The organism is Allorhizocola rhizosphaerae (assembly GCF_003426775.1).
In the GTDB taxonomy this organism is placed as follows: Bacteria; Actinomycetota; Actinomycetes; order Mycobacteriales; family Micromonosporaceae; genus Allorhizocola; species Allorhizocola rhizosphaerae.
This window is the reverse complement of record NZ_QJUG01000310.1, coordinates 1-7,888: the sequence shown is the minus strand read 5'-3', so window position 1 is coordinate 7,888 and position 7,888 is coordinate 1. Positions and strand designations below refer to the sequence as shown.

Below are 7,888 nucleotides of genomic sequence, written 5' to 3'. Positions count from 1 at the left end.
CGCCGCGGCCGCCGCGTGCGCCGAAACCTCGTGCGCCGTCAGGTGATCGGGCGCCTGCCGCCCGGCCAGGCGCAGCGCGTCGGCCACTTCGAGCCACGCCCCGTGCACGCGGGCCACCGGGCTGCTCGCCTCCAGCCGCGACCGCCGCAGCTGAGCTCGTCCGATCAGGACGATCAGAGTGAGCGTGAGCAGGGCGAGCACCAGCAGCCCGCCACCTCCGGCACCCGCGATAAGCACGATGTCGGTCGCCCCCGCCGCGTTTCGAGAGTCTGTTTTGGACGGTGGCTGGCTCTCGGCCATCGTCGGCACGGGCGCCTCCGACGGCGGCGGTGGCTCCTCGGACTTCTCGGGCTCCGGCTTGAACTCCTCCTCGGGCGGCTTCGGCGGCGTGTCGCCCTTGGGCAGCGGCTGGAACGCGACCCAGCCGATGCCGTTGAAGTACACCTCCGGCCACGCCAGCGCGTCGCCCGCGGTGACCTCCCTGGTGCCCGCGCCCGCCGTGAACCCGACAACCACCCGGCTCGGCAGGTTCATCAGCCGGGCCAGCACGGCGAACGCGGCGGCGAACTGTTCGGATGTCCCCTTCTGCCCACCGTGGCCGGGCGGCTTGAAGAGAAAGAAGTTGAGGTTGGGGTAGGCGTGCCCGCTGGGCGCGTTGGGGTCGAGCCGGTAGTGCTGGGCCAGGTATTGCTCGATGGCCAGCGCCCGCGGATAGGGCGCCCCGTTGGCCGACGCGAGCTTCTCGGCCAGCTTGCGCATGTCGTCGGGCACGCCCGCGCCCAGCGCCAGATAGCGCGCCATCGTTTCGGCGCTGGGCACCTCGGCCGCCGCAAGCGCCGCCAGGTCGGGCTTTTCCCGCTGCGAGACGACGTTGTACGCCAGCCCGGGGCTCAGCCCGTCGGGCTGGATGATCGTGCCGGTGGCCTGGTCGTAGGCGACCCGTACGCCGTCGATCTGCCGGGCCGTGGCGATGGCCGGAAGCAGCTTGCCCCGCAGCTCGGCGATGGTGATCTGCTGCCGCACCTCCTCGCGGGGGGTTTCAAACTGCGGCTCCGGCAGCGTGCGCCCGGCCGGGCGATATGTGGCGCCCACCCGCCACGTCACACCGTCGTAATCGGACAGCACGGCCAGCCGGATCCTGGTGTCTTCGGGCACGCTCGCGGTCAGCAGGTGCTGGCCGGGCGACAGCGCCCAGCCCGACAGCCGGATGAGCGGGTTTTCGTCGAGCGCGTCGAGGTCGGGCGGGTCGACCAGGGCCCGCGGATCCATGGGCTTGCGGTCGATCTGCCCGATGATAACCGGCCCGCCCGCGACCGCCATCGCGAGGATCACGGCCACGCCGGCGGCCGCCGCCACGGTCGTGCGAAGCCGCAATGCGCTTCTCGTTTTAGGGTCGATTCCGGTATCGGGCGTGCGCACCCGCCCCGTCACGGCGAGCGCGGCAATCGCCAAGCCGCCGAACACCAGCGTCGGCCAGAGCGTGAGCCGGGCCGACGGCCCGACCAGCCAGAGCGCTCCCGCATAAAGCACAACGGGCGGCAGCAGCCCGACCGTCGTGCGCCTGGCCCGCACCGCCAGCTCGGTCGACACCAGCCCGGCGATCCAGGTCGCGATCACCGGGACGGCGACCGTGTCGGGCTGCGGCTCGATCGGCACCAGCGCGGCGAGCAACCCGGGCACGCCGTTGACCAGTGACTCCAGCGCGATTGTCGCGAGGCCGCCCGGGATCGCCGCGACCTTCGCGGAGAAGATCAGCGCGAAGGCGAGATAGCCCGCCAGCCCCACCGTCGACAATGGAGCGACCAGCCACGCGGGCGCGCGGCTGAACAGCACGCTGACCAGCACCGAGCCCACGGCCGCGCCCGCCACGAACAGCGTGAGCAGGTTGCCCGAGTAGACCCGGTCGGCCGCGACACCCGCCAGGCTGATAAGTCCAATCAGGATGATCGGCACGGTCGCGCCGCGCAGGAACCCGACTACCATCGCGCCGTCCCCGTTTTAGGGGGCGTGCCCAAGTTCGAGGCTCGCACTACCATCGGGTGACCCCGTCCCACACGGACGCGAACTCGGGCCCGTCCTCGGCGCGAAGCATAAGCACGCCAAGGGATTCGGGCTCGTTCGGCACGCGCGGCCCCAGCATGCCGACGGCGACCGCCGGGAACGGCCCGCGGAGCCCGGTCACGAGCGCGAGATCGGCGTGCCCGCCCGTGCCCGTCAGGTAGATGAGCGTGTCGCCGGGCCGGTGCTGGCGCAGCCGGTTGGTCGCGGTCACCAGCGCCTCCGCGTCACGGCTGGCCAGGTCGGCCTCGGCCAGCAGGTCCAGCAGCCCGCGTGCCATGCCGCGCACCCGCCCTGACGAGGCCGCGCCGCCGCTGACCAGCTGGAGCGTGATGGTCAGGTCGTCGCGCATGGCCGCGCTGACAATGGATGCCGCCGCCTCGCACGCCGACTCGAACTCATCGCACGTGATGCCGTCAAAGCGAGGCCACGACCCCAGCCGGTCATCGAGCAACACGACCAGCCGCGGCAGGCTCGTGTCGACGTGCTCGCGCACCATCAGCTCGCCCACCTTGGCGCTGGTGCGCCAGTGCACGTGCCGCAGCTCGTCACCGATCACATATTCGCGCAACGCGTCGAAGGTGATCGCGCCGTGCGGCACGCGGTCCAGGCGCCCGTCGAGGCTGCGCGAGATGCCCGCCGGGACCGATTGCATCAGATGTGCCTTGGGATAAACCCAGATTTGGCCGGTATCCCCCTGGCCTCGCGTAAACGAGACGAGCCCGAGCGGATCGCGCCGGGTCAACTGCAGCGGTCCGACGGCCACCACGCCGCGCCTGTGCGTGGGCACCGGGTAGCTGACGTCGGTCTGCTTGCCGCGGCGCAGCCGCAGCAGCGGCACCGGCACGGTCTGCGTGCCGCACCGGTCGTTGGCCAGAAGCGTTGCGGCGCCGAACCTCCCGGTGTTGCGGATGGTCAGCGTGACCCGGCTGGAGTCGCCGCGCTCCACCCGGTCGGGGTCGACCGCGCGCTTGACCGACAGCTCGGGGCGCAGGGCGGCGTGCAGCAGCGCGACCAGGAGCGCGGTGAGCGCGATCGCACCCAGCACGGCCAGTTCCGGGTACCCGAAAAGGAAGCCGGAGCCCAGAAGCACGGCCCCGGCAGCCGCCACCCCCCACCCGCGCAGGGTGACTAGCATTGGCCCGATCCCCGGCCCTGCCACGGCCCCACGCCCGCGGCGCCTGCTGACGGTTGCACGCCTGCGGCGCCCGCCGCCCCGGAAGCGCCTGCACGCCGAGGCGCCTGCACGCCCATTACTACCCCTGGCCCGGCAGCGGGACCGGCACGGACTCGACCGCGTCGCGCAACACCTCGGCGGCGGTCACCCCGCGCAGCTGGGCGTCGGGCGTGAGCAGGATGCGATGCGCGAAAACGGGCTCCAGCAAGGCTTTGAGGTCTTCGGGCAGCACGAACCCGCGCCCCTCGGTGAGCGCGAACGCGGCCGCGGCCCGGGTCAGCGCGATGACCCCGCGCGGGCTCACGCCCACCCGCACGTGCTTGTGCTCGCGCGTGGCGGTGGCCAGGCGCACCGCATAGGCATAGAGCGGGTCGGCGATGTGCACCCGCTGCGCGAGCGTGATCGCCTCGCCGATGGTCGCGGTGTCGGTGACCGGCTGGATCGCCTCGGGCGAGCGCAGGGTGTGCCCGCGCAGCACCTCGATCTCGACCCGCTCGTCGGGGTAGCCCACGGACAGCTTCATCAGGAACCGGTCGAGCTGCGCCTCCGGCAATCGATAGGTGCCATCCATCTCGACCGGATTCTGCGTCGCCACAACGAGAAAGGGCCGCGGCACCGGATGCCGCACCCCATCGACCGTGACGAACCGCTCCTCCATCACCTCAAGCAGCGCCGATTGCGTCTTCGGCGAGGCCCGGTTGATCTCGTCGGCGATCACGATATTGGCGAAGATCGGGCCCGGGTGGAACTCGAACCCCCGCGTGCCCTGGTTGAAGATCGTGACCCCGCTGACGTCGGACGGCAGCAGGTCGGGCGTGAACTGGATGCGCCGCCACGCCCCCTGCACCGATGCGGCCATCGCCCGGGCGAGCGTCGTCTTGCCCACGCCCGGGACGTCTTCGAGCAGCACGTGCCCCTGTGCGAACAGGCAGACCAGTCCCAGCCGCACCACCTCGGGCTTGCCGAGGACCACGGTGGAGATGACTCCACCGAGCCGGGCGGTCAGGTCCGCGAACGCGCGGATCTGTGGCGGGGTGAGCGGCTGGGTCACGTGGTCAGTCTTTCCTTTGCTGCGGCATCAACACACGGGCAGGTTATTGAGGCTATCGCCGTCGTCCAACTGGAACCACGCCCACGGGATGTAGTTTTCACCGGAGAAGTTGACCCGGATCCACCACGTGCTGCGCTTGTTGTTGTTGTAGACATAGGCGTAGATCTCTTCACCCTGGCGCTTGCAGAACGCCTGAAGGTCGGTGCCGTTCTTGGCGTCGCCGACCGAGTTGCTGCTCTGGGTGGCGGCGCCGTAAACCCCGATGCCGCCGTTGCAGTAGGTCGGGCCCTCCGGCTGGTTGATGCAGCGCACCGTGCCGCGCAGCGCCCTCGCGGCCGCGTCGACCTTGCCCGAGGTCTGCCCGCCCGCGGCGTTTTCCACACGCACCGTGTAGTCGTATTGCTTGCCGGGCATCAGACCGCTCAGCGTGTAGCCGCCTGCGCCCGAGTTGCACGGGATGGTGCGCTCGCTGCCGTTGACGGTCAGTTTGCACGTGGGCGTGCCGCCGCCGTCGTTGTGGGCGAACGAGATCTCGATGCTCTGATAGTTGGTCGCCGTCGTGCGCACGTTGGAAACCGTTGCGGGCGCTATGGTCTTGGCGGTGGCCGACTTGTCGGGGCCCTTGCCCGCCTCGTTGACCGCGCGCACCACACCCGTCACGATCTCGCCGGGCCGGAATCCCTTGACGATCGCGTTGAGCGTGGTGACCGTCACCGTCTTGCCGCCCGCGACGACCTCGTAGTGCTGGATGGCCCGGCCGTTTGCCGGAGCGGGCTGCCACGTGAACTGGACCGCGCCCTCCTGATCGGGCACCGTGCGCCCGGCCAGGTTGACCACCGCGCCCGGCTTGGTGAACGGCACGACCGAGTTGCTCACCGGCGCGGAGGCCTTGGAGCCCGCGCCGAGCTCGTTGATCGCGACCACCGTGAACGAGTATTGCTTGCCGTAGTCGAGCTCCTTGTCGGGCAGCACGATCCGGTTTTCGCCACCGTTGGACCCGGCCAGCGCGCTGGTGCCCGCCGTGATCGCGGTCACCTCGTACCGCACGATCTTGCGGCCCTGCCCGTTGGCGGGCGTCCAGGTCACCTCGACCGTGCCGTCCGGGTTGGCCTTGGCCTTCACATCCGTCGGCGGGTCGGGCACGTCACGGGTCGGGATCACCTTGTTGCTCTTGCGCCCCGGGCCCTCGCCCTTGCCATTGACCGCGCTGACCGTGAACTCGTATTCCTGCCCGTTGACCAGCCCGGTGATCACCAGCGAGCGCTGGTTGGCGCCCACCTCCCAGGTCTGGCCGTTGCCCTTCACGATGTATTTGAAGACGCGCGAGCCGTTGTCGGCGGCCCGGCTCCAGGTCAGCGCGACCTGGTTGTCGCCGCCCGCGGCCTGCACCTTGCCCGGCGCGCTCGGCTTGTCGACCGGCGGCTCGGGGTCCGGCGGCGGCGGGATGTTGGGCGGCGTGCCGCCGGGCACGTCGTCGCGGAACTTGTCGACCTCTTTGACCTCGTGCTTGTCGTTGACCACCTGCGCCTGCGACGAGCCGGGGGAGTTGATGAACAGGTGGCCCTCGCGCACCTCGAGCTGCAGCTGGCCGGCGTGCTTGAACTTGATCGTGTTGACCGGCGTGCCGTTGTGCTCCAGCACGTAGACGATGCCGTTGGTGTCGTCGGCGATGTAGATGCGGCCGGCCCACGCGACCGCCGGCTGCAGCTTGCCGTTGCCGGGAACCGTGAAGGTGTTCACCTTGGCGTCGTTGCCCTCGCCCTGCACGAGGTAGACGTTGCGGCCCTCGATGAGCGTGACCGGCACGACGTCGCCGCCCGTGCGGGTGGGCAGGTCACCGCCTGCCGCGTCGGTCGAGACCGTGGTGATGACGTCGTTGCGGAGCGCGACCAGCTTGCCGTTGGTCACGTCGAGCACGGCGACGCCGTTGTCCAATGCGGACAGTGCGAGGTCGTGGTATGGCTCGGAGACCGGCTCGGTGCGGGCCAGACTTGGCGAGGCCGCGCCGCCCTGGCCGCCCTGGTTGCCCCGGGCCGCCGGGGTGATCGCGGTGACCGTGCCCTCGCTGGGCACCGCCACCCACAGGCGGCCCTGCCCGTCGAAGGAACCGCCGGTGATGCCCGGCGGGAAGCTCAGCGTCTGGCCAACCGGCTGCAGTGTGGTCGGGTCGAGCTGGCGCACGATGCCCTGCGCGGGGTCGATGATGAAGGCGGCGTCGTTGTGCAGGGCGATGCGGATGCCCGCGCCCTGCTGGGTGTCCATAGTGGAGGTGATGCTCAGCGTCGCCGGGTCGAAGGAGCTCACCTTGCCGGTGGCCAGGTCGCGCATGATGAGGTAGCGGTCGGACTGGCTCAGCTCGATCGTGTGCCCCTGGGCGCCCTGCACCGCGTGGCGCGTGTCGACCTTCGCCGTGAGGCCGTTGATCCGGGCCAGCTCGCCCTGGATCGTGCTCCACACCCACGACGACGCGTCGTGACTGGCGTCCGCGTGGTCGCGGAGGCTGAGCCCGAACCAGGTGGCGCCCATGCCGGCGATCAGACTCAGCACCGTGACGATCGTTACGATGCCGCCTTTGGTGCGCGCCTTGCGTGAGATAGCCCCTGGCGACAGATCCACCATGGGATCGCCCCTCCCCGAAAAGCTCATCAGTGCGGGGGCAATTACCCCGCGTGTCGGTGTTCCTCCCGTAAACCGAGGGTCATCCTAGGCGGTGGGTATGACAAGCAAAAGTCAGCGGCTCGGCGTAGGTGTGGCTTTCTTGCGGTTCGTGCAGACCTGATCCGATTCCTTGACGGAGTCGACGTAATCCAGCAGCACCCGGAAGCAGTAGTCGAAGTTCTTGTTCAGCCCGGTGAGGGGATGCGTGGTCGCGCCCCGTGCGGGCAGCCCGAACCGGCGCAGGCCTTCGCCCTCGCGGTTGCCCACGATGATCGGCTGAGCCTCCCCGTTGGACGGATCCGCCCAGGAAATCGTTACCCGATCGTCGCGTACGTCGATCGCCACGCTCGTGGCGGCGAGCCGCTCCGGCTGGTTGAGCCCGCCGTCCGGGCGCAACACCGCGACGTAGACGGTCACACCGGCCGCCACGATGGCGATGACCGCGGCGATGATTGAGGCGATGAGACCTCCGCGGCCTTTCTTTTGGGGGTACGCCACAGGCGCCGGCAAAGTGGGCAGAGGCCCGAAGCCGGGCGGGTAGGGGCCCGGCCGCCCGCCGGGCAGCCCCGAGGGCGGCATGGGCATCGCCGACGTCGGCCGCATCGGCATGCCCGGATAGCCACCTGGGGGCAGCTGCTGCTGCGGTGGTCCCGGAGGTGGCGCCGGCGCGATCGGTCGCTGCGGCGTCACCGGCACCGGCGGAACCCCTTGCGACGCAGGCGAAGCCGGCCGCTGCGGTGCCGAAACCGGTTGCTGCGGTCCGGGTGCCTGTTGTTGCGGAGCCGGTGCCGGTTGCAGCTGCTGCGTCGGAGCCGGCGGCAACGGCTGCTGTCGAGCGGGCGCCGGCGACACGGGCTGCTGCTGCGGGGGAGCCGGCGACACGGGCTGCTGCGCAACGGGCGCCGCCGGCTGTTGCTGCGGCGGAGCGGGCACGGCCGGGGCCG

At 70.6% G+C, this 7,888-nt stretch carries 5 protein-coding genes; all 5 read right to left on the bottom strand.

Annotation, left to right across the window (positions count from 1 at the left end; genetic code table 11):
* The coding region (locus DM816_RS38210; RefSeq protein ID WP_162908261.1) for a transglutaminase TgpA family protein at window positions 1-1,983 on the bottom strand (1,983 nt) is incomplete at its 3' end.
* Between the two features lie 46 nt (window positions 1,984-2,029).
* Window positions 2,030-3,196, bottom strand: a complete 1,167-nt coding sequence (locus DM816_RS38205; RefSeq protein WP_117215375.1) for a DUF58 domain-containing protein — start codon at window positions 3,194-3,196, stop codon at window positions 2,030-2,032.
* A gap of 118 nt (window positions 3,197-3,314) precedes the next feature.
* Complete coding sequence (locus DM816_RS38200; protein WP_117215374.1) at window positions 3,315-4,286, bottom strand: AAA family ATPase; 972 nt, start codon at window positions 4,284-4,286, stop codon at window positions 3,315-3,317.
* Between the two features lie 27 nt (window positions 4,287-4,313).
* Window positions 4,314-6,905, bottom strand: coding sequence for a fibronectin type III domain-containing protein (locus DM816_RS38195; RefSeq protein ID WP_117215376.1), 2,592 nt, complete (start codon window positions 6,903-6,905; stop codon window positions 4,314-4,316).
* Window positions 6,906-7,016: 111 nt separating this feature from the next.
* Window positions 7,017-7,553 (bottom strand): hypothetical protein, encoded by a 537-nt coding sequence (locus tag DM816_RS38190; RefSeq protein ID WP_117215373.1) that lies wholly within the window; start codon window positions 7,551-7,553, stop codon window positions 7,017-7,019.
* Window positions 7,554-7,888 lie beyond the last annotated feature (335 nt).

What these genes read in the sequence shown, in the direction of transcription:
- DM816_RS38195 (WP_117215376.1), bottom strand. Translation starts at nt 6,905, where the DNA reads ATGGTGGATCTGTCGCCAGGGGCTATCTCACGCAAGGCGCGCACCAAA.
- DM816_RS38190 (WP_117215373.1), bottom strand. Translation starts at nt 7,553, where the DNA reads ATGCCGATGCGGCCGACGTCGGCGATGCCCATGCCGCCCTCGGGGCTG.
- DM816_RS38205 (WP_117215375.1), bottom strand. Translation starts at nt 3,196, where the DNA reads ATGCTAGTCACCCTGCGCGGGTGGGGGGTGGCGGCTGCCGGGGCCGTG.